General features: G+C 62.0%; 29 protein-coding genes and 4 tRNA genes. 17 read left to right on the top strand and 16 right to left on the bottom strand.

Features of this window, described 5'->3' with window-relative positions:
- Positions 1-28: 28 nt before the first annotated feature.
- The 5 genes from MN188_RS04955 to tpiA form a co-directional block, all read right to left on the bottom strand.
- Positions 29-1,564, bottom strand: coding sequence for a trimethylamine methyltransferase family protein (locus MN188_RS04955; RefSeq protein WP_242106479.1), 1,536 nt, complete (start codon positions 1,562-1,564; stop codon positions 29-31).
- A gap of 212 nt (positions 1,565-1,776) precedes the next feature.
- Positions 1,777-2,421: a PAQR family membrane homeostasis protein TrhA gene (trhA, locus tag MN188_RS04950; protein ID WP_242106478.1), complete on the bottom strand. Its 645-nt coding sequence runs from the start codon at positions 2,419-2,421 to the stop codon at positions 1,777-1,779.
- Positions 2,422-2,517: 96 nt separating this feature from the next.
- The gene (locus MN188_RS04945; RefSeq protein ID WP_242106477.1) at positions 2,518-3,351 is read right to left on the bottom strand and encodes a TPM domain-containing protein; all 834 of its coding nucleotides are present in this window, start codon (positions 3,349-3,351) and stop codon (positions 2,518-2,520) included.
- Positions 3,352-3,449: 98 nt separating this feature from the next.
- Entirely contained in the window at positions 3,450-4,847 is a 1,398-nt protein-coding gene (locus MN188_RS04940) for a pyridoxal phosphate-dependent decarboxylase family protein (protein WP_242106476.1), read from the bottom strand.
- 62 nt (positions 4,848-4,909) lie between these two features.
- Entirely contained in the window at positions 4,910-5,656 is a 747-nt protein-coding gene (gene tpiA, locus MN188_RS04935; RefSeq protein WP_242106475.1) for a triose-phosphate isomerase, read from the bottom strand.
- Positions 5,657-5,772: 116 nt separating this feature from the next.
- Between tpiA and MN188_RS04930 the strand changes: the two genes are divergently transcribed.
- Positions 5,773-6,690, top strand: coding sequence for an isopenicillin N synthase family dioxygenase (locus tag MN188_RS04930; protein ID WP_242106474.1), 918 nt, complete (start codon positions 5,773-5,775; stop codon positions 6,688-6,690).
- On the opposite strand, the gene MN188_RS04925 is transcribed toward MN188_RS04930, so the two are convergent.
- From MN188_RS04925 to MN188_RS04900, 6 genes are all read right to left on the bottom strand, one after another.
- Positions 6,687-7,013, bottom strand: a complete 327-nt coding sequence (locus MN188_RS04925) for a TfoX/Sxy family protein (protein WP_242106473.1) — start codon at positions 7,011-7,013, stop codon at positions 6,687-6,689. The two genes, MN188_RS04930 and MN188_RS04925, sit on opposite strands and share 4 nt — an antisense overlap.
- Positions 7,010-7,372, bottom strand: a complete 363-nt coding sequence (locus tag MN188_RS04920) for a HesB/IscA family protein (protein WP_242106472.1) — start codon at positions 7,370-7,372, stop codon at positions 7,010-7,012. Before MN188_RS04920 ends, MN188_RS04925 begins: the two co-directional genes overlap by 4 nt.
- Positions 7,373-7,400: 28 nt before the next feature.
- Positions 7,401-8,108 (bottom strand): DUF3307 domain-containing protein, encoded by a 708-nt coding sequence (locus MN188_RS04915; protein WP_242106471.1) that lies wholly within the window; start codon positions 8,106-8,108, stop codon positions 7,401-7,403.
- On the bottom strand, positions 8,101-8,751 hold the full coding sequence (locus MN188_RS04910) for a MarR family transcriptional regulator (protein ID WP_242106470.1): 651 nt from the start codon (positions 8,749-8,751) through the stop codon (positions 8,101-8,103). The genes MN188_RS04915 and MN188_RS04910 overlap by 8 nt, the downstream gene beginning before the upstream one ends.
- An 87-nt stretch (positions 8,752-8,838) precedes the next feature.
- The gene (locus MN188_RS04905; protein ID WP_242106469.1) at positions 8,839-9,204 is read right to left on the bottom strand and encodes an SUF system Fe-S cluster assembly protein; all 366 of its coding nucleotides are present in this window, start codon (positions 9,202-9,204) and stop codon (positions 8,839-8,841) included.
- Between the two features lie 44 nt (positions 9,205-9,248).
- Entirely contained in the window at positions 9,249-9,719 is a 471-nt protein-coding gene (locus tag MN188_RS04900; RefSeq protein ID WP_242106468.1) for an Lrp/AsnC family transcriptional regulator, read from the bottom strand.
- A 54-nt stretch (positions 9,720-9,773) separates the two neighbouring features.
- Between MN188_RS04900 and phhA the strand changes: the two genes are divergently transcribed.
- The 5 genes from phhA to lon all read left to right on the top strand — a co-directional run bounded on the left by phhA (position 9,774) and on the right by lon (position 15,232).
- Positions 9,774-10,625: a phenylalanine 4-monooxygenase gene (phhA, locus tag MN188_RS04895; RefSeq protein WP_338023235.1), complete on the top strand. Its 852-nt coding sequence runs from the start codon at positions 9,774-9,776 to the stop codon at positions 10,623-10,625.
- A gap of 3 nt (positions 10,626-10,628) precedes the next feature.
- Positions 10,629-10,916 carry a 4a-hydroxytetrahydrobiopterin dehydratase gene (locus tag MN188_RS04890; protein WP_242106466.1) on the top strand — a complete coding sequence of 96 codons (288 nt, stop codon included), beginning with the start codon at positions 10,629-10,631 and terminating at the stop codon, positions 10,914-10,916.
- Positions 10,917-10,955: 39 nt separating this feature from the next.
- Positions 10,956-12,083, top strand: a complete 1,128-nt coding sequence (tgt, locus tag MN188_RS04885; protein ID WP_242106465.1) for a tRNA guanosine(34) transglycosylase Tgt — start codon at positions 10,956-10,958, stop codon at positions 12,081-12,083.
- 71 nt (positions 12,084-12,154) lie between these two features.
- Positions 12,155-12,601, top strand: coding sequence for a hypothetical protein (locus tag MN188_RS04880; RefSeq protein ID WP_242106464.1), 447 nt, complete (start codon positions 12,155-12,157; stop codon positions 12,599-12,601).
- A gap of 222 nt (positions 12,602-12,823) precedes the next feature.
- Positions 12,824-15,232 (top strand): endopeptidase La, encoded by a 2,409-nt coding sequence (gene lon / locus MN188_RS04875; RefSeq protein ID WP_242106463.1) that lies wholly within the window; start codon positions 12,824-12,826, stop codon positions 15,230-15,232.
- A gap of 66 nt (positions 15,233-15,298) precedes the next feature.
- On the opposite strand, the gene MN188_RS17675 is transcribed toward lon, so the two are convergent.
- Positions 15,299-15,727: a tail fiber domain-containing protein gene (locus MN188_RS17675; protein ID WP_338023234.1), complete on the bottom strand. Its 429-nt coding sequence runs from the start codon at positions 15,725-15,727 to the stop codon at positions 15,299-15,301.
- 197 nt (positions 15,728-15,924) lie between these two features.
- Between MN188_RS17675 and MN188_RS04865 the strand changes: the two genes are divergently transcribed.
- The 4 genes from MN188_RS04865 to MN188_RS04850 all read left to right on the top strand — a co-directional run bounded on the left by MN188_RS04865 (position 15,925) and on the right by MN188_RS04850 (position 17,342).
- Complete coding sequence (locus MN188_RS04865; protein WP_242106462.1) at positions 15,925-16,464, top strand: HU family DNA-binding protein; 540 nt, start codon at positions 15,925-15,927, stop codon at positions 16,462-16,464.
- Positions 16,465-16,485: 21 nt separating this feature from the next.
- A tRNA-Val gene (locus tag MN188_RS04860) sits at positions 16,486-16,560 on the top strand.
- Positions 16,561-16,627: 67 nt separating this feature from the next.
- Positions 16,628-17,206 carry a histidine phosphatase family protein gene (locus MN188_RS04855; protein ID WP_242106461.1) on the top strand — a complete coding sequence of 193 codons (579 nt, stop codon included), beginning with the start codon at positions 16,628-16,630 and terminating at the stop codon, positions 17,204-17,206.
- A 60-nt stretch (positions 17,207-17,266) separates the two neighbouring features.
- A tRNA-Val gene (locus tag MN188_RS04850) sits at positions 17,267-17,342 on the top strand.
- Between the two features lie 24 nt (positions 17,343-17,366).
- Here MN188_RS04850 and MN188_RS04845 read toward each other — a convergent pair.
- The gene (locus MN188_RS04845) at positions 17,367-18,374 is read right to left on the bottom strand and encodes a sterol desaturase family protein (RefSeq protein WP_242106460.1); all 1,008 of its coding nucleotides are present in this window, start codon (positions 18,372-18,374) and stop codon (positions 17,367-17,369) included.
- Positions 18,375-18,562: 188 nt separating this feature from the next.
- Between MN188_RS04845 and MN188_RS04840 the strand changes: the two genes are divergently transcribed.
- From MN188_RS04840 to MN188_RS04830, 3 genes are all read left to right on the top strand, one after another.
- Positions 18,563-18,639: transfer RNA gene (locus tag MN188_RS04840), tRNA-Asp, on the top strand.
- A 55-nt stretch (positions 18,640-18,694) separates the two neighbouring features.
- A tRNA-Asp gene (locus MN188_RS04835) sits at positions 18,695-18,771 on the top strand.
- Between the two features lie 66 nt (positions 18,772-18,837).
- On the top strand, positions 18,838-19,062 hold the full coding sequence (locus tag MN188_RS04830) for an RND transporter (protein WP_242106459.1): 225 nt from the start codon (positions 18,838-18,840) through the stop codon (positions 19,060-19,062).
- Positions 19,063-19,087: 25 nt separating this feature from the next.
- Here MN188_RS04830 and MN188_RS04825 read toward each other — a convergent pair whose 3' ends face one another.
- Positions 19,088-19,822: a hypothetical protein gene (locus MN188_RS04825; RefSeq protein ID WP_242106458.1), complete on the bottom strand. Its 735-nt coding sequence runs from the start codon at positions 19,820-19,822 to the stop codon at positions 19,088-19,090.
- A gap of 81 nt (positions 19,823-19,903) precedes the next feature.
- Here MN188_RS04825 and MN188_RS04820 point away from each other — a divergent pair, with 81 nt between their 5' ends.
- Positions 19,904-20,779 carry a glycosyltransferase family 2 protein gene (locus MN188_RS04820; RefSeq protein ID WP_242106457.1) on the top strand — a complete coding sequence of 292 codons (876 nt, stop codon included), beginning with the start codon at positions 19,904-19,906 and terminating at the stop codon, positions 20,777-20,779.
- Positions 20,779-20,997, top strand: coding sequence for an RND transporter (locus MN188_RS04815; RefSeq protein WP_242106456.1), 219 nt, complete (start codon positions 20,779-20,781; stop codon positions 20,995-20,997). Before MN188_RS04820 ends, MN188_RS04815 begins: the two co-directional genes overlap by 1 nt.
- Here the strand turns inward: MN188_RS04815 and MN188_RS04810 are convergent.
- Together MN188_RS04810 and MN188_RS04805 are read right to left on the bottom strand one after the other, a co-directional pair.
- Positions 20,994-21,860, bottom strand: a complete 867-nt coding sequence (locus MN188_RS04810; RefSeq protein ID WP_420838963.1) for an alpha/beta fold hydrolase — start codon at positions 21,858-21,860, stop codon at positions 20,994-20,996. The genes MN188_RS04815 and MN188_RS04810 overlap by 4 nt on opposite strands.
- Positions 21,857-23,230: a M20/M25/M40 family metallo-hydrolase gene (locus tag MN188_RS04805; RefSeq protein ID WP_242106455.1), complete on the bottom strand. Its 1,374-nt coding sequence runs from the start codon at positions 23,228-23,230 to the stop codon at positions 21,857-21,859. Before MN188_RS04805 ends, MN188_RS04810 begins: the two co-directional genes overlap by 4 nt.
- A 132-nt stretch (positions 23,231-23,362) precedes the next feature.
- Between MN188_RS04805 and MN188_RS04800 the strand changes: the two genes are divergently transcribed.
- Complete coding sequence (locus tag MN188_RS04800; protein WP_242106454.1) at positions 23,363-23,992, top strand: hypothetical protein; 630 nt, start codon at positions 23,363-23,365, stop codon at positions 23,990-23,992.
- A gap of 177 nt (positions 23,993-24,169) precedes the next feature.
- On the top strand, positions 24,170-25,393 hold the full coding sequence (hemA, locus tag MN188_RS04795; protein WP_242107405.1) for a 5-aminolevulinate synthase: 1,224 nt from the start codon (positions 24,170-24,172) through the stop codon (positions 25,391-25,393).
- The last annotated feature ends 12 nt before the right edge of the window (positions 25,394-25,405 follow it).

The following is a 25,405-nucleotide window of genomic DNA, read 5'->3' as shown; positions in this document are numbered from 1 at the left end:
CACCCCTTTGGATCAGGCCTTGCCCCCCTTACCCGGGCAGGTGGATGTTGAACCGTGCGCGGATTGCCGCGTCCGTGATCGGGTCGAAGGTGGCCTGCGAGCGCTCCGCCAGGATCGCCTCTTTGCGCGCGGTGGCGTTTTCGATCAGGTCGGGCTTGTCTCGCTCGTCCCATTCCTTGGGGGATGTCCGGTCGCCAAGCGCCGGGTAGACGTATTCGGTCTGCATCAGGCTCAGCGTTTCATCCGCGCCCAGGTAGTGGCCGGGACCGTCCAGGCAAACCGATTTCATCAGCTCGACATTCACGCTGTCCTCGGTCACCTCGATCCCACGCACGCAGCGCAGGGCCTGGCCGATGATGTCGTTGCCCAGGATCAGGCTTTCGTGACAGAAGCCCAGCAGGGATGCATGCATGCCAGCCGCTTCATAGACCATGTTCAGCCCCGACAAGCCCGCCAACACGTTTGAACACATCTGTTCGTATCCCGCCTGCATGTCGGGCAGTTTCGAATCGGCGATCCCTCCGACCGCGCCGCCGGGTAGGCCGTAGAACTTGTGCATCTGCGAACAACCCGCCGAGAGCAGTGCTTGTTCCCCGGATCCGCCGGACATCGCGCCTGTGCGCAGGTCGACGACGAAAGGCCAGGTGCCGAAAATCGCCGGGTGGCCCGGGGCGATGGCGTTCACATAGACGACCCCGGCCAGGCATTCCGCCACCGCCTGTACGATGGCGCCTGCGATGGTGGGCGGCGCGGTGGCCCCGGCCATGCCTGCTGACAACAGCAGCACCGGCATGCCTGCGGCGATGCATTTCTCCATCACCTCGCAGCTTTCGGTGGCAAATTTCATCGGCGGCACGACGAAGCAGTTCGAGTTTGACACGAAAGGCCGGGCGCGCCAGGCGTCTTCCCCGCCCGCGATCATGTGCAACAATTCGATCGCGTCGGGCACGAAGTCGGGTTCGGTAAACGAGGTGCCCACGTGTTTCCGGGTGCCCGAGGTACAGGCATAGATTGTGTTCAAATCCATTTCGTGATTGTCGGAAATGTCACGCGCGACCATCGGGCGTTGCAGGAAATGGAGATTGTCCAGCTGATCGACGATCCGGGCGGCGTCATGCAGGTCCTGGATTGTGCTGTCGCGGTATTCTTTGCCATGCACGTCCACCATGTGCACCGCCGCGCCTGCGGTGCCGTAATGCACCCGGTGGTCTGAAAGTGACAGGTCGTGCATCGGGTCGCGTCCGCACAGGGTGATGTCCTTGGCGGCCTTGGCCAGCATGTCCTCGACCAGAGCGCGCGGAAAATAGAGCCGCCCATCGCGGTATTCGGCACCGGCGGCGGTCATGATCTCGACACCGGAGGGCGGCGCGTCGGCCAGGCCGATTTGTTCCAGCGCGTCCAGGGCGGCGGCGTGAATGCGGGCGACGCCAGCGTCCGAGAGCGGGCGATATTGCCCGCCGGACATGCCCGAGCGCACCGGGCGCTGGTCGTGGGCAAGAGGGGCGGCGCGCAGGGCGGCGCGGGCGGCGCGGCCACCGGAGCGGCGGGAAGGTTTGGCTGTCATCTGGTCGTAATCCGGTAATGGGGGAAGGAAGGGGGGAACGCGATCACCCGCTGCACGGTCCCCCGCGTGCTGCACGACCACGCTCTGCGCCGATCGTGCGTACAACAAGTGTGACAAGCCAATCCAGCCGATCCATGCGCGCTCCTCCTTGCCTCAGTTAAGCGGCGGAAAAACGACAGGTCTGGCCTGTTTGCGTCACAGCTGATTTTTTGTCAGGCGGCAGCGACCTGGAACACGGCGACATAGTGGATCGCGGCGGCGGTCAGAACCATCGCGTGCCAGATCGCACGATTGAACGGCCAATTGTCGCGGTGGTGAAACAGCGTGCCCGCCGTATAGGTCAGCCCGCCGATCACGATCAGCACCAAAGCCGCCGTCGGTAGCGCCTGGATCATCGGCCCGATCGCCAGCACCGCCAGCCATCCCTGGATCAGGTAAAGCGCGAAAGTTGTCCGGTAGAACCGGTGGAAGAAGAACAGCTTCAACCCGACGCCCGCTGCGGCAATCACCCAGACCGACGACGCCAGCAGAATGCCCTTTGTGCCGCCGATGCCGATCAGCGCCATCGGCGTATAAGTTCCGGCAATCATGATGAAAATTGCTGCATGGTCGAACCGGCGCAGCACCGCGCGGGTCTTTTCATGCAGCGTCATGTTATAGGCGGCCGAGAAGGAAAAGGTGGCGATTAGCCCGATCGCATAGATGATCAGCGGTGGCACATGGTCCAGAGGCACCGACATCACGGCCCAGACAACCAGCGCGGTCGCCCCGATCAGTGCTGCCGCAACGCCAAGGGCGTGCACGATGCCGTCCGCCAGGTGTTCGCGGAAACTGTGATCAAGCCCGTATTTCTGCATCCCTTTCCCTCCGACCCCAATTGTAAGCACAAGGGTGCTTAAGAACAGGTTGACGTTACGGACACCTGTCCGGCTGGCAGGGCTTTGCCGATGCGCTTACCACCGCCCCGAGGCGCCTCCGCCCGACGAGGATCCGCCGCCGAAACTGCTGGAAGACGACCGCGACCGGGTGGGAATCACATAGCTGGTCGAGTTGTGATAGCCGCAGCTTGTGCAGCGCGTGGTGCGGGTGCCGCGGCCCTTGGCGCTGGTGGTGGCGGCCTCAAGCACTTCCTCATCCGTGTGAATGCCACGATGGCCGCAATGCGGGCAGCGGGTGAACCGGTCGCGGATGCTGCGTCCGAATACTTTCCAGCCGATGAAGGCGGCAAAGAGTGCGCCGAACAAGGCAAACAGCGATCCGCCGCTGGGGCCGTTGGCGCGGTTTGGCGGTTCCTCTCCGGCATGAAACACCCGCGCGATGCGGGTCAGGGTTGCATCCGTTCCAGCCTCGACGCCGTACTGCATGTCGTCCGCTTGGAACGCGGGCAGAAAGACCCGGTCGATCACGTCCTGTGCCTCGCGATCGAAGCCGGCGCCATAGCCCGACCCCAGCTCGATCCGCATCTCGCGGTCCTCGGACAGGACCATGATCAGGATGCCATCATTGCGGGTCGCATCGCCGATGCCCCAGTGATTGAACAACCCGGTGGCGAAGGTCTCCATGCTGCCGGCTTCCTCAAACCCCTTGCGGGTGAACAGCGTCAGAACCGTCGCTTCGATCCCGGTCTCTTCGCGCAGCACTTCCAGCTGACGCCGAACGCGGGTTTCCGCGTCTTCCTCCAACAGATTGGCATAATCGTTCACATAGGTGTTTTCATAGATCGGCCAGGATTGCGCCTGGGCCAGTCCGGGCAGAAGCAGCGCCAAAAGGGCGAGGATACGGATCATGGAAACCTCCTAACCTTGAAAAGAATGTCAGGGGCATCATGGCACGTTCGGGGGGCGGGTCCAAAGGTTTCGGCGGGGCAGAATGTCGCCCCACCGGGTCAAAGGTCGCGGCTGAGCTCGGCCAAAACCTCGGCGATCATCATCACGTCGTCGCGGGTGCAATCGAACTGACCGACCTGCACGCGAATGACAAATTGACCGTCATGGCTGGTCTGGGTCAGATAGATGCGCCCATCGTTATTCACCCGTTCCAAAAGCGTCGCGGTGCGCGCATCATCCTGGAAGCGGAAGGAAAACAGCGACAGGATCGGCGGTGTGGTGATCTCAAAACCGGGCAGGGCGGCGATAGCTTGCGCCACGTCGCGCGACCAGGCGACGTGGTTGCGGATGCGGGTGCGCAGCCCCTCCAGCCCCTCGGCCCGGATCAGGAACCACAGTTTCAGCGCCCGGAACCGCCGGCCCAGCGGCAGGGTCCATTCGTTGTAATTCACCACCTCATCCGCGCCTTGTGTCTTGAGGTAGTCGGGGCGCAGGCCCATCGTCGCGATCTGGGGTGCCGGGTCGCGCAGGAATTGCACCGCGCAGTCGAACTGCGCCCCCAGCCACTTGTGCGGGTTGAAGACGATGCTGTCGGCTTTCTCGACCCCGGCCCAGAGGCTGCGGAACTCCTCACAGATCATCGCAGAGCCTGCCCAGGCGGCGTCCACATGCACCGGCAGGCCGTGGCCATGCGCCACGTCGATACAGGCCGCCAGGTCGTCACAGGCCCCAATCGAGGTGCCACCGGTGCACAGCACCACGCCCGCAGGCGTCATCCCGGCGGCAATATCGGCACGGATCAACGCGTCCAGCGCGGCGGGGTCCATCGACCAGGTCGCATGACCCGGCACCGTGGGCACCTTGACCAGGTTGTCCTGGCCGATGCCTGACAGGCGCACGCCCTTGTCGACCGAAGAATGCGTTTGCGCGCTGGCATAGATCCGCAGGCGGGGCTGGCCCGAAAGGCCTTCGCTCAGGCCTCTGTGGCCCAACGCGACCTCGCGCATGGTCAGGATCGCCGAAAAGGTGGCGGTGGTGGCTGAATCATGGATCGTGCCGGTCAGGTCACCGGGCAGGCCAAGCGCATCGCGCAGCCAGGTGATGGTCAGCGCCTCCATTTCGTTCGCCGCTGGCGCCGTTTGCCACAGCATCGCCTGCGCCGCCATCGCGTTGGCAAGCTGTTCGGCCAGCATCGAGGCAGGGGCTGCATTGGCGGGGAAATAGGCAAAGAAGCGTGGGTGCTGCCAATGGGTCATGGCCTCGGGCACCAGGGTGGTGAAATCATCAAAGATCGCCTCGATCTCATCGGGCGTTTCCGGTGCAGACCCCTGAATTTTCGCCAAAAAATCCCCCGGTTTCAGGTTCGGGCGTACAGGTTTGTCGCGCAGACCCGCGTGATAATCGCGCGCCCAATCGGCGGCGCGTTTGGACCAGAGGTTCAGGTCGTCATGGTTCATGGCGGGCTCCCTGCACAGCGCTTCGTTAACGTGTTAAATTAACAGAGGCCTGTCAAGCACGCTCAGGCCTGCTCCAGCGCCGTGATGATGGGCGAGAAATCGGCCGCTTTCAGGCTGGCACCGCCCACAAGCGCCCCGTCCACGTTCGATACCGCAAAGATCTCGGTGGCATTGGACGGCTTCACCGACCCGCCATAGAGGATGCGGGTCGAGCGGCCGACGCCGGGGCCAAAGCGACGTTCCAGCGTGTCGCGGATGAAGTCGTGCACTTCGCCGATCTGGTCCAGGGTGGGGATCTTGCCGGTGCCAATGGCCCAAATGGGCTCATAGGCCACGACCAGGTTGGCGGCGGTGGCCGCATCAGGGATCGAGCCCGCAAGCTGCCCGCCAATGATCTGCAGCGTGTTGGCATGTTCGCGTTCATCCAGGCTTTCGCCCACGCAGATCACCGCGATCAGGCCCGCAGCCATCACCGCCTTGGCCTTCTGACGCACGTCATTGTCGGTCTCGTCATGGTCCTGGCGCCGTTCGGAATGTCCCAGGATGACGTGGCTTGCGCCCGCGTCAGCCAGCATCGCGGCCGAGATGTCGCCGGTATGGGCGCCGTTTTTGGCGTCATGGCAATCCTGCCCGCCGGTGGCAATTGTGTCGCCGGCAACTTCCGACATCCGCGCAAGCAAGGTCGCGGGCGGGCATAGCAGGACATCGACGCCGGGGGCCGGGTGGGCGGCCTTCAGCGCCGCGACCTCGCTCAGACCCGCGCCCAGGCCGTTCATCTTCCAATTTCCCGCTGCCAGTTTGCGCCGCATGATTTGCCCTCCGATTGATCTGCCTTCGTTGTCCGCCGCGCGCGGCCCGTCGTCAACCCCGCCTTGCGTCGCGCACCGTCCCTTGGCACAAGCGCTTCGGAAAAGAGGAGCCCGCCATGATCCCCAGACTTGATACCGCCCTAATTGCCGCGCGCGACCCCGACACGATGGCGCGCCTGGCCGAAGGTGTGACCGAGACCGGGTTTCTGACCGTTTACAACACCGGACTGACGCAAGAACGCATGACCCGTGTGTTTGCGGCTTATCAAGCGTTTTTCCACCTGCCCGAGGCGGAAAAACAGGCGGTGAACATGGCGCGGACCGGGTCGAACCGGGGCTGGGGCGGGCCGGGGTCGGAACAGGTCGATCCGGATGCGAACCCGGATTACAAACAGGTGTTCGACTGCGGTTTTCAACTGAGACAGGGCGATCCGGTGCGGGACCAGAACTTGTCGGTCTATGGCGAAAACCTGTGGCCGGACCTGCCGGGATTTCGGGGTGAGGTCGAGGCCTATTTCAGCGACGCAATGAAGGTCGCCATGACGCTTCTGAGCGCGATTGCCGCGGTGCTGGGGCGCGACGAAAGCTATTTTGACAAGGCGTTCAGCCGCCCGATGGCGCTTTTGCGCGGAAATTATTACCCGCCGCGCCCGGATTGGGCCAGCGAGAAGGATTTCGGCATCGCAGCACATACCGATTATGGCTGCCTGACCCTGCTGGCCAGCGACGGGGTGGCCGGGCTTGAGGTGCAGGCGACCGACGGCAGCTGGTTGCCGGTCAACGCGCCGGTGGGTGAGTTCGTGATCAATTTCGGTGAAATGCTGGAAATGTGGTCCGGGGGCCGGGTAAAGGCAACGCTGCACCGTGTGGTCGGCACCAAGGCCGAGCGGATTTCTGTGCCGCTGTTCTTCAACCCAACCCACGACACCAACGTGGCGCCCGAGGGGGCGAAAGCCCCGATCCTGGCCGGGGATCACCTGAAGAAGCGGTTCGATGAAACCTATCTGCACCTGATGGGGCAGGGGAAGGCTTAGCGCAGGACCGCAAGCGCGCGCCGCGCCCAATCGCAAGCCAGATCGGCGTCGTCCAGAACGTCATCAGGCACGAACCAATAGGGCATTGAGGACGCCGCGCCATCCTTGCGCGTATAGGTCCAGGGTTGCCAACCGGCGTCGCCCAGCACCGTTTTGAAATCACCCTGACCCTTGAGCAGGATCGCGCCATCGGAATGCAGCATGGCGAAGATCGTGCCCTCGCTATACAAGCACAGCCCGCCCATCATTTTGCGTGTGGTCAGGGGGCCGATGCCCTCGAACAGCTCCAGCGCAAAGGCAATATCGGCGTCCGAGACGCTCATTCCGGCGCCAGGCTTTCGTCGAACTTGATCGATTCGCCGCAGCCACAGGCCTCGGTCACGTTGGGGTTCTTGAACTTGAACCCGGCTTCCAGAAGCGACACTTCGTAATCGATCTGGGTGCCGAACAGGAACATCTGCGCCATCGGTGCAATCATCACCCGCGCGCCGTCCTGTTCCACCACCTCGTCCAGCGGGTCGACGGCGTCCACGTATTCCATCGTGTATTCCATGCCCGCACAGCCGCCTTTCTTGACGCCGATACGCAGGCCCTGGTGGCCGTCCTTGGCCATCAGCTTGGCAATCTGGCTTGCGGCCTTGTCGGTCATGGAAATGGCTTGCTTGCCGGGGATGGAGAACATGGGGTGATCCTTTTCGCTTGGCCTCAATCTAGGGGCTGAGCGCGGCAATCTCAAGCGGGGGCAGCAGGGTAAGCAGCGCTTGGGTGGCGAAAGCGGTCACAATGGCCCAGCCGATACTGGCCAGCGTGCCGATGATCACATATTCCGCCGTGCGCTGATCGCGGCTGGCGGTGCCGAAGCGCAGGATCGATTTCGCCGCGACCAGAAAGCCGACGCCAAGCGGCAGGCCGCCAAGGATCAGCAGAAAAACCAACCCGCGCTCCAGCACGCCAATGGTCCAGCCGCCGCCCCTGAGCCCGTTGTTGCGGATGCGCATCGAATGCGGGCGCATGAGCAGACCAATGGCGAAGCCCCCGGCGCGTGTGGCGATGATCAGCCCGGTGGCCAGCGCCATCAGGGGCAGAGCGGGGGCGGGCCAGGTGCCCCAGAGGCCCGGCGCATGAACCGCCAGCGCCCCGAGTGTGAACAGATGCGCGGCCTGATCCAGCCCGAAGGCGGTGAGCGAGCCAAACCCGCCCCGGGCTTTCACCGCGTCGATCACCAGATGCGCCGCGGCCAGCACCAGAAGCTCGGGCGCGTCATAGCGGCCCAGCGCGGCCTGTGCGGTGACCAGCACGATGAGCGCATGCAGCAGAAGCACCGAGGGCTTGCGCTTGTTGGCGTTGATCCAGTTGGTCTGGAACACGAAGTCCGCCAGCACATGGGCGAAGAGCAGGGCGGTGAAGGTTTCAATCATCCTGTGTCTCCTCGGCTTCGATGTTCTTGAGTGCCAGCCAGATCGCGTCGAACCCGGCGCCGTCCAGTGCTTTGGTAACCGCTTGGCGGGACTTGCCAAGTGCAAGGGCAACGTCTGTGTGGCTGCGCAACTTGCCCGGGGACAGCATGGGAAGAATTGCGGCGGCTTGTGCAGGGGTCCAAGTCTGCGAGATGTAATCGGCAAGAATAAACGCAGCGGTGGTTGCGTCTGCGCTTTGATGTCCCATTTGAACCGGCACCGGGCTTTCCTTCAACCGGTCAAGCGTCCGACCGCTGTTGATGAACGTTGCCCCGGTTGCTTTGTTCAGGTCAGTGTTAGGTGCAATCGGGTTTCCTGCGCCTTCTGCTACCGCAATGAACGTCGAAAACTCTTTCCCCTCACATCTGAGCGCTGCGCGAAACGCCAGGGCAGACCGCAGCGCCAGTTCCGGACGGGCCAGCCGAACCTGCCAGCCGTCGCCGCGTTGTCGGGTGAAGTGCAGGTCTTCTCCATGCCAGTCGGCCTGAACCTCGGCCGCGGCGGACAGGGCGTCGAAGGCACGGGTCAGGTCGCCCGGTTCCATCTTCGTGGAGCCGATGATGTCCCCAGTCAGGACGGCGATATGGGTTTGTTCTGTGGTCATGACGCAACCAATATAGGATGCGTTTACCATTATGCAACCTTTTTGGGTTGCGTTCCGCGTTTTGCACCCCAAAAGGGTTGCGGTTTTCTACATGAAGCCCAGTTCCAGCCGTGCCTCGTCTGACATCATTTCCATGCCCCAGGGCGGCTCCCACGTCAGGGCGACGTTGACCTGTTTGACACCTGCCATCGGTTCGATCGCTTCGGCCAGCCAGCCGGGCATGTCGCCGGCCACAGGGCAACCGGGGGCGGTCAGGGTCATCATCACGTCGACTTCGTTCTGGTCATTGATTTCAATGGTATAAATCAGACCCAGATCATAGATGTTGACCGGAATTTCGGGGTCATAGACGGACCGACAGGCCTCAACCACCGCGTCATAGAGCGGGTGGTCGGTGGTGGAGGGTTTGATCAGTGGCTCGCCTTCCAGGCGGTCGGGCGTTTCGGTGTTCATCGCGCGTGTCCCATGTAATCCTGAGCGAACATATAAGGATTGGCTCAGCCGAGGTCCAGAGGCAGAGCGGTCACATGTTTCTTTTGCCGAAGCACGAAATGCGTGGTCGAGCTGCGCACGATGCCAAGGGCCAGGATCCGGCGCATCAGAAAGGTCTCCAGCGCTTCGGGGTCGGGGGCCACGACCTTGAGCAGGTAATCGTCGGCCCCGGTGATCGAACAGCATTCCACGATCTGATCTTCGCGCGCCACGAAGCTGTCGAAGGCGCGGATCGACGCCTCGCTGTGGTCCATCAGCGACACATGCACATAGGCCAGCGTGTTCAGGCCCAGCTTGCGCGGGTTCAGAAGCGCCACGGTGCGGTCGATCACGCCGTCGCTTTCCAGCTTGCGCACCCGGCGCCAGGCGGGCGAGGCGGACATGCCAGCGGCGTCGGCCAGATCCTGGGTGGATCGTTTCGCGTCCTGCTGCAAAAGCGAAAGCAGGCGGGCATCCTGTGCGGTCAAGTCGGGCATAATATTCCGTCTTTTTGCTGAAAGAGGGTGAATATAGCCCGATAACTGCGAGATATGTCAAGTATGGGGCAAAAAATGCCGCCGTGCGCGCGGTATTCTTCCACAAGGGGGAAGATCATGAGCAAGCAAACCAGATACCAGGCCAAGACACCGAATGCAGACGGGGTCATTTCCTATACCAGCGCGGAAAACGCGGTTTGGCGCGATCTGATGGCCGGGCAGGCGCAGGCGGTGCAAACGCATATGGCGCGGCCATACCTGGACGGGCTGGAGCGGCTGGCCCTGCCCACCGACCGGGTGCCGCAGACCGATGAGCTGTCCGATGTGCTGAGCCCGCTGACCGGGTGGCGCGTGGCGCCGGTGCCGGCGCTGATCGGGTTTGAGCGGTTCTTTGACATGCTGGCGCGACGGGTGTTTCCCGCCGCCAGTTTCATCCGCAGCCGGGCGGATTTCGACTACATCAAGGAACCGGACATCTTTCACGAGATCTTTGGCCACACGCCGCTTTTGACCGACCCGCGCTTTGCCGGGTTCAGCCAGGCGATTGGGCAGGCGGGGCTGCGCGCCGGGCGGCAAGACTATGCCTGGTTGATCCGGCTGTATTGGTTCACCATCGAATTCGGGCTGACCCTTGAGGCCGGTCAGATCAAGGCGCTGGGCTCGGGACTGGCGTCCTCACCCACCGAACTGCCGTGGAGTGTGTCGGACGCGCCGCTCCACCGTCCGTTCGACGTGATCGACATCCTGCGCACGCCGTATCGCATCGACATCCACCAGCCGCTTTATTTCGTGTTGGAGGAGTTGGATGAATTGTTTGCCGCCGCGGATCGTGATCTGCTGGCGGACGTGAAGGTGGCGCAAGCCAAGGGGCTGTTTGCACCCAGCTATGAACAGAAAGCGGGATAGGGCATGGAACGGTTGAGCGACAAAAATGTGCAGGTGCGTCTGGCCACGCTGGACGGCTGGCATCTGGACGATGGGAAGCTGGTGAAACGGTTACAGTTCAAGGGGTTCGCCAAGGCAACTTATCATGCTAACCTGGCCGCCTATCTGGGCGATCAGGTCGGGCATCACCCCGATATCGCCTTCGGCTGGGGTTATTGTCAGGTTACATTCACCACCCATGACGCAGGCGGGCTGACGGTGCAGGATTTCGATTGTGCCAATAAGTTTGACGCGATGTGTGGCATCGCCTGACCCCTTTGCAATCGGGGTGGGCTGTTCTATCAGGCGCCCATGACAAAGATAAGCTTCGACCTGAACGCCACCGATGGCAAGGCCCGCACCGGTGTGATCCACACCCCGCGCGGCGACATTCGCACGCCCGCCTTCATGCCCGTTGGCACGGCGGCCACCGTCAAGGCGATGATGCCCGAAAGCGTCGCCGCCACCGGGGCCGATATCCTGCTGGGCAACACCTATCACCTGATGCTGCGCCCAACCGCCGAGCGGATCGACCAGCTGGGCGGGTTGCACAAGTTCATGAACTGGGACAAGCCCATTCTGACCGACAGTGGCGGGTTCCAGGTGATGTCGCTCGCCGGTCTGCGCAAGCTGACCGAGCAGGGCGTGACCTTCAAAAGCCACATTGATGGCTCGAAGCACGAGTTGACGCCGGAGCGCTCGATGGAGATCCAGAAGCTTCTGGGCAGCGACATCGTCATGTGTTTCGACGAATGCCCTGCATTGCCCGCCGACAAGGCGCGGATTGCTGAAAGCATGCGGCTTTCCATGCGCTGGGCGGCACGGTCGAAGGACGCGTTCGGGGATCGGCCGGGCCATGCGTTGTTCGGCATCATGCAAGGCGGGTTGGAACCTGACCTGCGCGAGGAAAGCGCGGAGGCGCTGAAACAGATCGGTTTCGATGGCTATGCCGTTGGTGGTCTGGCCGTGGGCGAGGGGCAGGCGGCGATGTTCGACTGCCTTGATTTCGCACCGGACTTCCTGCCTCAGGACCGCCCGCGGTACCTGATGGGGGTGGGCAAGCCCGACGACATCGTCGGCGCGGTGAAACGCGGCATCGATATGATGGATTGCGTGTTGCCGTCGCGGTCGGGCCGCACCGGCCAGGTGTTCACCCGCCACGGGGTCGTGAACATCAAGAACGCCCGCCACGCGGACGATCCGCGCCCTCTGGACGAAACCTGCAGCTGCCCGGCCTGCCAGAACTATTCGCGCGCTTACCTGCATCACGTGTTCCGCTCGAACGAGATGATCAGTGGCATGCTCCTGACCTGGCACAATCTGCAGTACTTTCAGGATATCATGGCGGGCATGCGCGACGCGATCGCGGCGGGCAGTTTTGCCACTTGGGAGGCCGCTTTCCACGCTGGCCGGGCGCAAGGCGATATCGACCCGCTGTAACGCAAAAGCTGAAATTTGTTGCAATATGTGCCATGCTCCTGGCAGCGACAGGGGCAGAAGGAGCATGCGGCATGAAAGGATTGCGGGCGCTGGGGCTGCAGGGCGACTGGCAGATGACGACGCGGCAGGGCACCATCACTGCAGCGGGCTTTGACGAGGAAATGCCCGCACAACCGGTTGAGGGTATCACCGCCGAGGTTGTCGTTGTCGGCGAAGGGCGGGCCCTAAAACTGAGTGGGTCGATGTTCGGGGCAGGTGAGTTGGTGCGCATGGTGGGCGATGAGGCGCTTCAGAGCCACCCACTGGGCCTGTATCTGGAGGGATCCGACCAGATGTGCCCGCCGGGGGTGGTTGCCACCCTGATGGGGGCCACGCACCTCAGCGATCCGGCGCGAACGTTAACATTTGCCGCGATCCTGCAAGTGACCGAGGCTGAAAACACGATCAACGGCGTGGCCCGGACTCACCAGATGGGCACAGGGCGGACGGAAACACGGGTTTTCACGCTGTCACGTTAAAGGATTGCAAAAAATTATCGGCGAATATCGCCGAATTCTGCTCAGATTTTGAAGCCGCCGCCCTTGTGCGTCCTGCGGGCGACGGGCACAATACCTGCCAATATGCACAGGCTTTGCGGTTGAAACCCGGAAACATGGTCCCCATGTTAACAAACCGTGAACAGGAGATGGTGCGCGCTGCCGATAATCGGGGCCGTATCGTCAGCCAAAAAAGGAAAACGCATGACCGAGCAACTCAGTTCCTCATATCCCGTCCTGCCCCTGCGCGACATTGTGGTGTTCCCCCACATGATCGTGCCGCTTTTCGTCGGTCGCGAGAAAAGCGTGAAGGCGTTGGAAGAGGTGATGGCGGATGACAAGCAGATCCTCTTGTCCAGCCAGATCGACCCCGCGGTGGACGAACCTGATACCGACGGTATCTACCAGACCGGCGTGCTGGCCAATGTGCTGCAGCTTCTGAAACTGCCCGACGGCACCGTGAAGGTGCTTGTCGAAGGTCAGGCCCGGGTGCTGATCACCGAATACCTTGAAAACGATGTGTTTTTCGAAGCGCGTGCCGAGTTTCTGGAGGAAACCCAAGGCGATCCGCAGGCGGTCGAAGCCCTGCTGCGTTCGGTCGGTGAGGAGTTCGAGCGCTATGCCAAGGTCAAGAAGAACATCCCCGAGGAAGCCCTGGCCGCGGTGAGCGAAACCCATGAGCCCGACAAGCTGGCCGACCTTGTGGCCGGTCACCTGGGCGTGGAAGTCGACCAGAAACAGGAGCTTTTGGAAACACTGTCGGTCGCCGAGCGGCTGGAGAAGGTTTACGGCCTGATGCAGGGCGAAATGTCGGTGCTGCAGGTCGAGAAAAAGATCAAGACCCGCGTCAAAAGCCAGATGGAGCGCACCCAGCGCGAGTATTACCTGAATGAGCAGATGAAGGCCATTCAGAAGGAGCTGGGCGACGCGGACGAAGGCCAGAACGAAGTGGCCGAGCTGGAGGCGAAGATCGCCGAGACCAAGCTGTCAAAGGAAGCGCGCGAGAAGGCCGAGGGCGAGCTGAAGAAGCTCAAGAACATGTCGCCGATGTCCGCCGAGGCCACTGTCGTGCGCAACTACCTCGACTGGATGCTGTCGATTCCGTGGGGCAAGAAATCCCGCGTGAAAAAGGATCTGAGCCGGGCCGAGAAGGTGCTGGATGACGATCACTATGGTCTAGAGAAGGTCAAGGAACGCATTGTCGAATACCTGGCGGTGCAGCAGCGCTCGAAAAAGCTGAAAGGCCCGATCCTGTGCCTTGTCGGCCCGCCGGGCGTGGGCAAAACCTCGCTGGGCAAATCCGTGGCCAAGGCGACAGGGCGCGAGTTCATTCGCATTTCCCTGGGCGGCGTGCGGGACGAAAGCGAAATTCGCGGTCACCGCCGGACCTATATCGGCTCGATGCCCGGTAAGATCATCCAGGCGCTGAAAAAGGCGAAAACGACCAACCCGCTGATCTTGCTCGATGAAATCGACAAGATGGGGCAGGATTTCCGCGGCGACCCGTCCTCGGCGATGCTGGAGGTGTTGGACCCGGAGCAGAACGCGACCTTCGTCGATCACTACATGGAGGTCGAATATGACCTGTCGAATGTGATGTTCCTGACCACCGCGAACTCCTACAACATGCCCGGGCCGCTTCTGGACCGGATGGAGATCATTTCGCTGGCGGGTTACACCGAGGATGAAAAGGCCGAGATCGCCAAGCAGCACCTGATCGACAAGCAGGTGAAGAACCACGGGCTGAAGAAGGGTGAATTCGAGCTGACGGATGAGGCGTTGACCGACATGATCCGCTATTACACCCGCGAAGCCGGTGTGCGGAACCTGGAACGCGAAATCGCAAAGCTGGCGCGGAAATCCGTGACCAGGATCGTGCGCAAACGCGACGACAAGGTCGAGGTGACGCCGGACAGTCTTGAGGATTTCCTGGGTGTTCGGAAATTCCGTTACGGACTGGCCGAGCAGGAAGACCAGGTTGGTGTTGTCACCGGGCTCGCCTGGACCAGCGTGGGCGGCGACCTGCTGTCGATCGAAGCGCTGCGCCTGCCGGGCAAGGGTCGGATGAAGACGACCGGCAAGCTGGGCGATGTGATGAAGGAATCCATCGACGCGGCAAGCTCCTATGTCCGCTCGATCGCGCCTGAAATCGGGGTGAAGCCGCCGCAGTTTGAAAAGTGGGACATCCACGTGCACGTGCCCGATGGCGCCACGCCCAAGGACGGCCCGTCGGCCGGTCTGGCGATGGTGACCTCGATCGTGTCGGTCCTGACGGGCATTCCGGTGCGCAAGGATATCGCCATGACCGGCGAGGTGTCCCTGCGGGGTAACGCGATGCCGATCGGCGGTTTGAAGGAAAAACTTCTGGCCGCTCTGCGTGGTGGCATCAAGACGGTGCTGATCCCTGAAGAGAACGAAAAGGATCTGGTCGAGATCCCGGACAATGTGAAGGAGGGGCTGACCATCATCCCCGTCACCCACGTGTCCGACGTTCTGAAACACGCCCTTGTGGGCACGCCCGAGCCCGTCGAATGGGACGAGGCGGCGGAAGAGGCTGCGGCGCAGGCCGCGCTGAAATCCACCGGGGGCGAAGCGGGGCAGGTGGCCCACTAAGCCCTTGCGATACAACAGAAAAGGCGCGCCGGTATTGGCGCGCCTTTTTGCGTTTTCAGGGGTGTGTTAGTCGATCACGCGCGGGGTGATGCCCAGCATGTCATAGTTCACCATCATCACGCCCAGCGGCAGGTGGGTCACCGCCGCGGGTGTATGGGCCAGAACGTCCTGCGCCATCACGCCCTCATAGGTCGTGGGCAGCCCGACATAGCGGAACTGATACAGCGGCAGACCGTTCGCGGCCGTGCCGGCCGGAGTGATGTCAGTTTTCAACCGCGCATCGCTGGCGGGGGCAGGGGTGCTGCCATCCTTGATGACAATTGCGGCCACCACGATACCCAGCAACAGCAGCGGGATCAGCGCACCGGTTGAGCTGGAGGCGGCTTCTTCGACGATGACGTCGGGCGCAACGATCGGCGCATCCAGGGTTCCGGCAAGCGCGGTTGAGCTGGCCAGGGTCAGGGCAAGGCCGGTTGCGATCAAAGTGTGTTTCATGAGGTTTCTCCCAGTTGCAGCCCCATGAGACACCTCAACATGACCTCGGTCAAGCCCGGTGCGGCTGCGTCAGTTTCGTGTGTTAACCGGGTTTTTACCGCAACATGTTGTGGTGTGGCTGTGGTTTTGGCTGGATTTGTTAACCCTTTCTGGCTAACAATTTCGCAAACGGAAACAATAAGTCCCGAGGCAGAGCAATGGCTAGCAAACCGAAAACAACGACCAAACGCACCACCACCAAGGCGACGACTGCCCGTAAGACGACGGCCAAAACGGCCCGCACGAGCACCGCTAAGACGCCTGCGAAGACGGTCGCAAAGACGACAGCCAAACCGGCAACCAGAACGACGACCAAGGCCACGGTGAAATCAGCCCCGAGGACCGCCGCGAAAACGGCCGTTGCGAAGGTCGCCGCGCCCAAGCCGCTTGAGGGCGTCACCGCTCCCGCTCAGACCGCTGCCCGTCAGCCCAATGCCTTGATCAAAAAGGACCTTCTGGAACGCGTCGCGGCCCGGGCCGGGGTGCGCAAGAACGCCGCGCGTCCGATCATGGAGGCGATGTTGGAAGAACTCGGCGCTGCCCTCGTGCGCGGTGAAACCCTGAAATTGCAGCCCCTAGGCGTGATGAAGGTCACCCGCCAGAAGGACATGCCTATGGCCAATGTGGTCGTCGCCAAACTGCGCCGCAAAAAGGCGCAGAAAGGCGACAATGACCCCCTTGCAGAAGCTGCCGAGTAACGCTAAATACCCCTCCACGGCGGGTGATTAGCTCAGTGGTAGAGCGCTTCGTTCACATCGAAGATGTCAGGAGTTCAAATCTCTTATCACCCACCATTCCCCCAAGGCGCATCCGGGACGGTGCGCCTTTTTCATTGGAGTTGAGCCGTTGCCCCAGTCGGACTTGCCTGAGATTTTCGTGATCCGACACGGCCAGACTGCCTGGAACAAGGCGGGACGCTGGCAAGGGGATCTGGACTCTCCTTTGACCCCCGAAGGCTTTGCCCAAGCAAAGTCCATCGGGACGCGATTGCGGCGGATGGGGATCACGGCCGCAAGCCATCAGTTCTATACCAGCCCCATTGGGCGGGCTCGAAAAACGGCACGGTTGATTTTGGATGGACAGGGTCAGCCGATAGAAGACGCCCGTTTGAGAGAGATATCGGTAGGCGATTGGACGGGAATGACGCTGGAGGATGTCCGCGCCGCAAGCGGGCTGGACGCAGGCGCACCTTTTCTGGACTTTTACGCAGGTGCACCGGGTGGTGAAACCTTTCAACAACTGGGCGCGCGATGTGAGGCTTTTCTGACAGGGCTGCAAGGGCCAGCGGTTGTCGTAACGCACGGAATAACTTCACGTTTCCTGCGCACGCTTGCGATGGGGTGGGGTCTGGACCGGCTGACCGACCTACCCGGCGGGCAGGGCGTGATCCACCATGTTCACAACCGTCAGCACGCTGAGATCGTCCCGGAACCAAGCTGACAGATTTCCTTGCCAAAGGGCTTGCGAAACGCTGTCAGGGCGTCTAAACGCAGCGTTGCCGGGTCGTTAGCTCAGTTGGTAGAGCGCTTCGTTTACACCGAAGATGTCGGGAGTTCGAGCCTCTCACGACCCACCATTCCCCCACCGAACCTTCTGTCTGTCAGTCCTGGTCAACACGCGGCTGTTCTGGCATCTGCGTGCGCGGGCGTTTTCGACGAAATGCGGTCACGAAGGGCTCCCACAGGGCCGCGCGCAAGGTGGGGTGGGGTTGCTTCACAGGGCGACCACGGCCATCGGCCAGGCCGAATTTTAGCTCTTCGTAACCTTGGGGCACATAGAGTGAGCCAAACATCCAATCCCAGATCGCCAGAACCTCGCCATAGTTCTTGTTGAAATGGCGCGGATCCAGCGAATGGTGCACTTGGTGCTGGGCAGGCGAGATCACCAGATGCTCGGCCATGCGTCCAAACGACAGCCAGATATGGGTGTGGCGCAGGTTGGCGCCTGCCAGGTGGAATGCATAGTAAAACAGGTTTGCACCCATGATCGTGGCGATTTCGATCTCGCCGATCAGAAGGCCCAGAAGCAGCCCCTGGGTGGTCCCGATGACGACGCCGCCGCACAGGGAGGAAAACAAGGAATAGACGGGATGCTTTCGGTTCACAGTGATCGGGTTCAGGACTTCGGCAGAATGATGCACCGCGTGAAACGGCCAAAGGCGCGGCCATTCGTGTGAGATTCGATGCACCCAGTAGGAAGAGAAATCCGCTGCGGCCATCAGGATGAAGCCGACGACAAAGGGTGGCCAGGTCGATTGCGGCGCATTGGCACCCATCAGGGAGGTTTGGATCGCCTGGGCAATCGCGGGTCCGAACCCGACGATGGAAAAGACGCCAACACCGGCCAGCACCGTACCCAGAAGCCACAGCTTCGCATCGACCCAAAAAGACGTCGTGCGATAGACATCGCGCGGGAACACCCAGGCCCAAAACCCCTGACCGGGCTTGCGGGAGTAGTATAGCGCCACGCAGATCAGAAGCATCGACGCGATGAACATGGGTGACAGTCGGCCACTCCCGCCCAAAAGCACCTGCAGCCATACGTCGTGCACCGCAGTCGATAGCTCAGGCTCAGGCACTTGGCTGAGCGTCCAAACCGATTTTTCCATATTTCCCCCAAGAAGTGCGCTCAGTATAGGAACGGTTCGGCGCGGGAACAATCGGTTCTTGGGTGATGCTATGAACAGCTTTTCAGACTAGCGGACAAATATTTTTCTCCGGCGGGCGCAAACCGCTTGACGCCCCCGCGCAGCACTTCTAGAACCCGCGAACGGTTCCCGCATGGGAACGGCAGTGGGCGGTTGTAGCTCAGTTGGTTAGAGTACCGGCCTGTCACGCCGGGGGTCGCGGGTTCGAGTCCCGTCAACCGCGCCATCGCTGCCATCCGGCCCGGAAGAGGGCACCTGGGACAAGGTCCCAACACATATGCGCGGTTGTAGCTCAGTTGGTTAGAGTACCGGCCTGTCACGCCGGGGGTCGCGGGTTCGAGTCCCGTCAACCGCGCCACTTCACCACAGCCCCATCCCCCACCAGGTCCGCTAGACAGCGACAAGATTTCCTAATGAGGCGCGCATGAAATTCCTCGACAACATCCCGCTGGCGACGCTGGTGATCATCAGCCTGACGCTGGGCCTGGCCCCGTTCACCCCGCCGCATGTCTGGACCAAGCTGCAAATGCTGTTTTCCGGTGCGTTGGTGGAGCCGATCGACATTTTCGACCTGTTGATGCACGGGCTGCCATGGCTGGCCTTGTTTGCCAAGCTGGGGCGCATGGCGGTGGTCAAGCCCGACGCCTGACGATTTCACCCTGTGGCTGTGAGGCTCAATAGCCGAGCGTGGCTTCCAGATCCGGATCCAGCTGCGACTGGATGAAGGCAAGGTCTTCATTCGACAGGGTATTTGGCGTCTCGGGATGCGCGTCGACGGCGTATTTGAACTTGGCTCCCAGGCGTTTCACCACTGGTTTCACAGGATCCACCGCGGGCAGGTCGAAGCTGCGCGTCAGCTGCGCCAGGAAGGCCGCGGGATCGGGCTGCACTGCGTCCAGTCGGGCCAACACCAGATTACAGCCGCGGTTGCGAAAAGTCAGGAGCGAAGCGGCCTTGGCGCGGCGCAGCTGTAAGATGTTGTCAAACGGCAGCCCCGTCGCCGGGTCGCGGTCCTGTTGAAGTGGTTGGCCGACCATGTTCAGGCGATCGGCCCCGGGGAAATAGCGCGGGCGGTCAATCACCGTGGCCCATTCGGCGCGGATGAAATCGGAAAACGCCAGCGCCTGCATCTCGGGCGGGCAATGCCAGGGTTTGGCGTGCATGGAACGCAGCCAGTCGTGCACGTTGCGAAAACAGGCGACGATCAGCGTGTCGGCCCCGATCCCGGTCATCTGGGGAAAACCGTGCTTCCAGCCATAGTCTTCACACGGGCGCAGCACCGTATTCTTGCCGATCAGCCGTTTCACGAAATTGGTGCCCGAAGAGCGTTCGCCGAACACCTGCACCCGGGTCGGACGTGTGCCGTTGCTGTGCAGTTCGAGGCCGGTGGTGGAAAGCGTCTGGTCCATGCGCGCAGGATGCACGGAATGGGGATTTTCGCAAGGGCGGCAATGGTGTAGGCTGCGCCAAAACAACGAATGAGCAGTGCCATGCAGTCAACAGTTGCCGTGATCACGATGGTTCGGGATGATGCGTTTTTCCTGAAAAAGTGGGTCGAGTATTACGGCGGAATGTTCGGGCGCGAAAACTGCTATGTGGTGAACCACGGGCGCGGGGCAGAGGTCGCGCGCATCGCCGATGGCTGCAACATCATCGGCATTCCCGGTGAGGCGCACAAAAATTTCGACATGAAGCGTTGGCGGCTTTTGAACAACCTCGTGCATGGGCTGCGCTCTTACTACAAACACGTGATCGTGGGCGATGTGGATGAGCTGGTCGTGCTGGACCCGATCGCCAACAAGAGCCTGCTCAGGTTCCTGGAGCAAACTCCGAAGAACCGCGTGCTGACGCCGCTGGGGCTGGAGGTTGTGCACCGGATCGACGTGGAGGGCGACGACATCACCGGCCCGATCCTGGGCCCGCGCCGCTTCGTGCGTCTGGCGCCGCATTACTCCAAGCCGGGCGTGGTGTCCGAGGGGGTGAAGATCGCGCGCGGCGGGCATTTCACCCAGGCCAGTGACCTCTACACACCGGAAAATCTGTACCTTTTTCACCTGAAGTTCTGCGACTTCGGCAATTACGTTGGGGTGATGGACCGCCGCAACGAGGTCACCGCCGCCACCGGGGTAGGGGCGAAGGAGGCCAGCATCGGGCGCCATTGGTTCGCCGAAGCGCGCGGTGAAGACCGCGCCGTGTTCGATGCGTTCGCCGACATGACGCAGGTCGAAGGGTTCGACATGGCACCTTATCGCAAAGCGATGCACGACACTTGGGAACCGCGCGGGGACACCGGGTTCTGGCAGTTCGACCGTCCGGACATTGACGCGCTCTATGAGCTGCCCGAACGCTTTTTCGGGGCGTTCTGATGGTCCAGTTCATTGCAGATGTGCCCTGGGCGCTGGTGATCCTGGCCTGTGCCACCCTGGGCCTGGCCCCGTTCACGCCTGAACCGCATATCTGGGAAAAGCTGAAGATGATGCGCGCGGGAACCCTGCGCAAACCGATTGATATCTTCGACTTTTGCCTGCACGCAGCGCCGTTTGCGGTGCTGGTAGCAAAACTGGTTTGGGTTCTGACGGCCTAGCGCTTCAGGAAATTTAGCAGTGCGCGGGCGGTGCCAGCCGGGTCCGTATCCACAAAGAAATGCCCGCCCGGCATGGCCTGCGGTGTGATGTCAGTGCAGCGGTCGGCCCAGGTGCCGGGCACGTCAAACGCCGCGTCCATTGCGCCGTCTGCGCCCCACATGATCATCGTGGGGCAGGTGACGCGGCGCCCGAGATCGGCGGCGTCCAGTGCGAAATCAACGTCGATCGCGGCGCGGTAATCGTTGCACATGCCGCGTGTGACCTCGGGGTCTGCCCAGGCGGCGCGATAGGCGATCAGTTGTTTGGGATCGAAATCCTCGATCCGGGCCGCGCCCCAGCCCAGCAGGCAGCTTTCGTAATAGTAATCCGGATCGGCGCCAATCAGCCGTTCGGGGAAGGGCGCAGGTTGCGACAGGAAGAACCAGTGGTAATAGCCGCGCGCGACCGGGGTCGAGAGCTGGTCCAGCAGCAGGTGCGTCGGCACGATGTCCATAAGCGTGAGCGACCGGACCCGATCAGGTGCGTCCAGCGCCATGCGGTGCGCGGTGCGCCCGCCGCGGTCGTGGCCCGCCAGATCGAAGCGATCAAAGCCCAGCTGGGCCATCAGGTCCAACTGGTCACGCCCCATCTCACGAAAGGCATAGTCCTTGACCTCTTGCGGCTTGGAGGACGCGCCATAGCCACGCAGGTCGGGGCAGATCACGGTGTAATCGCGCGCCAGAACCGGGGCCACATGGGCCCAAAGCGCGCGCGTTTGCGGATAGCCATGTAGGAGCATCACCGGCGGGCCGTCGCCGCCGATTGTGTAAGCGATGTCGACGCCGTTCACCTGTGCAACGGCGTCGCGAAAGCCCGCGATCACGCCGACAATTCCGCCAGGATGCGCGCCCAGCTGCGGATGCCCTTGTGAAAGCTTTCCAGATCGTATTTCTCGTTCGGGGAATGGATCTGGTCGTCATCCTTGCCAAAGCCCACCAGCATCGCGTCCATCCCCAGGATGTCCTTGAAATGCCCGGCGATTGGGATCGAGCCACCGCAGCCGACATAGGCCGCGGGGATGCCCCACTCCTCGCTCAACGCCTTGCGCGCCTGCTCAAACGCCGGGTGGGTGGTGGCCATCTGCGACGCGGCGGACACGTCCTTGGACCGATACTCGATCGAGAACCCATCGGGCAGGCGGCTTTCGACATACGTCCGAAATGCCTTCTGGATCGCGAAGGGGTCCTGTTTGCCGACCAGGCGGAAACTGACCTTGGCCGAGGCCTGGCTGGGTAACACCGTCTTGAAGCCGTCCCCGGTATAGCCACCCCAGATGCCGTTCACGTCACAGGTCGGGCGCGACCAGATCTGCTCCAGCGGCGTGCGGTCCGTTTCGCCGGCGGGGGCCTTCAGCCCGACATCGCCCAGAAATTCGGTGTGATCGAAGTTCAATCCCTGCCATTGGCTGCGGATATCGTCCGACAACTCTTCGACCCCGTCATAAAATCCCGGTAGAGTGATGCGCCCGGTGTCGTCGTGCAGGTCGGCCAGAATACGGGTCAGCACGCGGATCGGGTTCATCGCGATGCCACCATACATGCCCGAATGGAGGTCACGATCGGGGCCGGTGATGGTGAAATCCTCGCCGACCATGCCACGCAATTGAGTGACGATCGCGGGCACCTTGGAACTGAACAGCCCGGTGTCACAGATCAGCGCCAGATCCGCCGTGAGCTCCGGCGCGTTGTCGTTCATGAAGGGCACCAGCGACGGCGACCCCGATTCCTCTTCCCCCTCGAAAAAGATCGAGATCTTCGCGGGCAGGCTGCCATGCACCGCTTTCCAGGCGCGGCAGGCTTCGACGAAGGTCATCAGCTGCCCCTTGTCGTCGGACGATCCACGCCCGCGAATGACCGGCCCGGCGTCGGTGTCCTCCAGCGCGGGTTCGAACGGCGGGCTGTCCCACAGCTCGATCGGGTCGACCGGTTGCACATCATAATGGCCATAGAACAGCACATGCGGACCGGAGCCCTCAGCATGGCCCACAACCATGGGGTGGCCAGTCGTGGGGTGTTTTTCCGCTGCGATGCCAATGCTTTGCAGGTCATCGACCAGCCAATCGGCGGCGCGATCACACTCAGGGGCATAGGCCGGGTCGGTCGACACCGACTGGATGCGCAGAAGCTCCAGCAGACGGTCGATGGCCTGCGGCAGGTCTGCATCGATCTTGGCAAGGACGGGGTCAAGGGTCATGGGGCGCTCCGATGTTGTCAGGTTGCGGCGAGCGTATCAGGCCGGGCCGGGCTGTCCAGCGGTTCCGGCGCGGGTCTGGAAGCCCGGCGGCGACCGGGGTAGACTGCAGCCGAACGAGTGTAGGAGCGCGGCATGCGGTATGTGATCTTGAGTGTAGTGGTGGCAGTAAGTGGCCTGGTCGGGGCGGCGATGGCCGAACCGATGGACGGCGCGGCGGCGAAGAAAGTGCTGTTCAGCCCCAAGGGTTTGTCAGTTCAAGCCTTAGATGTGTCCGGCCTGTCAGGTCAGATGCAGGCCCAGATCGCGGCGATTGTCGCCCAGGCATCCAAGCGCAAGGTTTTGAAGCAGTATGAGTTGGCCGGATACAGCTATTATGGTGCGCTGGCGGTGCCGACGGATCAGGCGTTGACGATCGAAAGCTTGGTTTTTGCCGCCCAGTTGCACAGCCCCGAGGCAGCGCAGACCGCCGCCGTAGACAGCTGCGCCACGCAGACCGGTAGCCAAGCGTGTAAGGCTATTCTTCTGCTGCTGCCCAAGAAGTTCAAGCCCCGTGCGCTGACACTGAACGCAGCCACGACGCAATTGTTCCGTGACAGCTGGACCAAAGGAGATGGCCCGCGCGTGTTGGCAATTTCGACCGGCACGCTGGCCTCGGCGTTGGCGAAAGGCGAAGGCAGCGCGGCGGCAGCGCTGGAGCGATGCAACGCACGGGCCTCCGAAAAAGGCCAGCCCGATTGCGTGGTGGCCATCGCCGAAGACTGACACGCCCGTGGGGCTTAACGTAGCGATTTTCTTGCCGATCGGAAACAAACCGTGCCTTGACCTAAGTCAAGGGCGTTGATTGCGGCATTCTGTATCAGTTTTTTGAATGTGTTCACGTTCTGAAATATGTATTGTGGCATGACGAACAGGATCGACTCGGCCCTCGGAGGGGATGGTTTGGACTACAACGCGAAGCTGGATGCAGCGCTGCAGCGCTTGCATGATGAGGGACGTTACCGGACGTTCATTGATATCGAGCGGGAGAAGGGCAACTTTCCCCACGCCATGTGGCGCAAGCCTGATGGCTCGCAGCAGCCTGTCACGGTCTGGTGCGGCAACGACTATCTGGGCATGGGTCAGCAGGAAGAGGTGCTGACCGCGATGCACGAAGCACTTGAGGCGACCGGCGCGGGCTCGGGTGGCACGCGCAACATTTCGGGCACCACCGTGTATCACAAGCGGTTGGAAGCCGAGATCGCCGACCTGCACCAGAAAGAAGCCGCCCTTCTGTTCACCTCTGCCTATATCGCCAATGATGCGACGCTTTCGACGCTGCCCAAGCTGTTTCCCGGCCTCATCATCTATTCCGATGAGCTGAACCATGCCTCCATGATCGAAGGCGTGCGCCGCAATGGTGGGGCAAAGCGGATTTTCAAGCATAACGACGTCGCCGATCTGCGCGCCAAGCTGGAGGCCGACGACCCTCATGCGCCCAAGGTGATCGCTTTCGAATCGATCTATTCGATGGACGGTGATTTCGGACCGATCAAGGAGATCTGCGACCTCGCCGACGAGTTTGGCGCGCTGACCTATATCGACGAAGTGCATGCGGTGGGCATGTATGGTCCGCGCGGGGCGGGCGTGTGTGAGCGCGACGGGTTGATGGGCCGGATCGACATCATCAACGGCACCCTGGCCAAGGCCTATGGCGTGATGGGCGGCTATATCGCGGCCAGCGCGAAAATGTGTGACGCCATCCGCTCTTACGCGCCGGGCTTCATCTTCACCACCTCGCTGCCGCCGGCGGTGGCGGCGGGCGCTGCGGCTTCGGTGAAACATTTGAAGACCGACCAGGCGCGGCGCGACAGCCAGCAGACCCAGGCGAAGATTCTCAAGACCCGCCTGAAGGCGCTGGGCCTGCCGATCATCGACCATGGCAGTCACATCGTCCCGGTGATCGTGGGCGACCCGGTGCACACCAAGGCGCTGTCTGACATGCTGCTGGATCAGTTCGGAATTTACGTGCAGCCGATCAATTTCCCGACCGTGCCGCGCGGCACGGAACGGTTGCGGTTTACCCCGTCGCCGGTGCATGGGCCGGACGAGATGGACAAGCTGGTGAATGCGCTGGACAACCTGTGGTCTCATTGTGCGCTGAATCGTGCCGAGCTGTCTGCCTGACCCGGTTCGACG

Source organism: Aliiroseovarius subalbicans (assembly GCF_022678625.1).
GTDB classification, from domain to species: Bacteria; Pseudomonadota; Alphaproteobacteria; order Rhodobacterales; family Rhodobacteraceae; genus Aliiroseovarius_A; species Aliiroseovarius_A subalbicans.
This window is presented reverse-complemented; position numbering and strand designations above follow the sequence as displayed.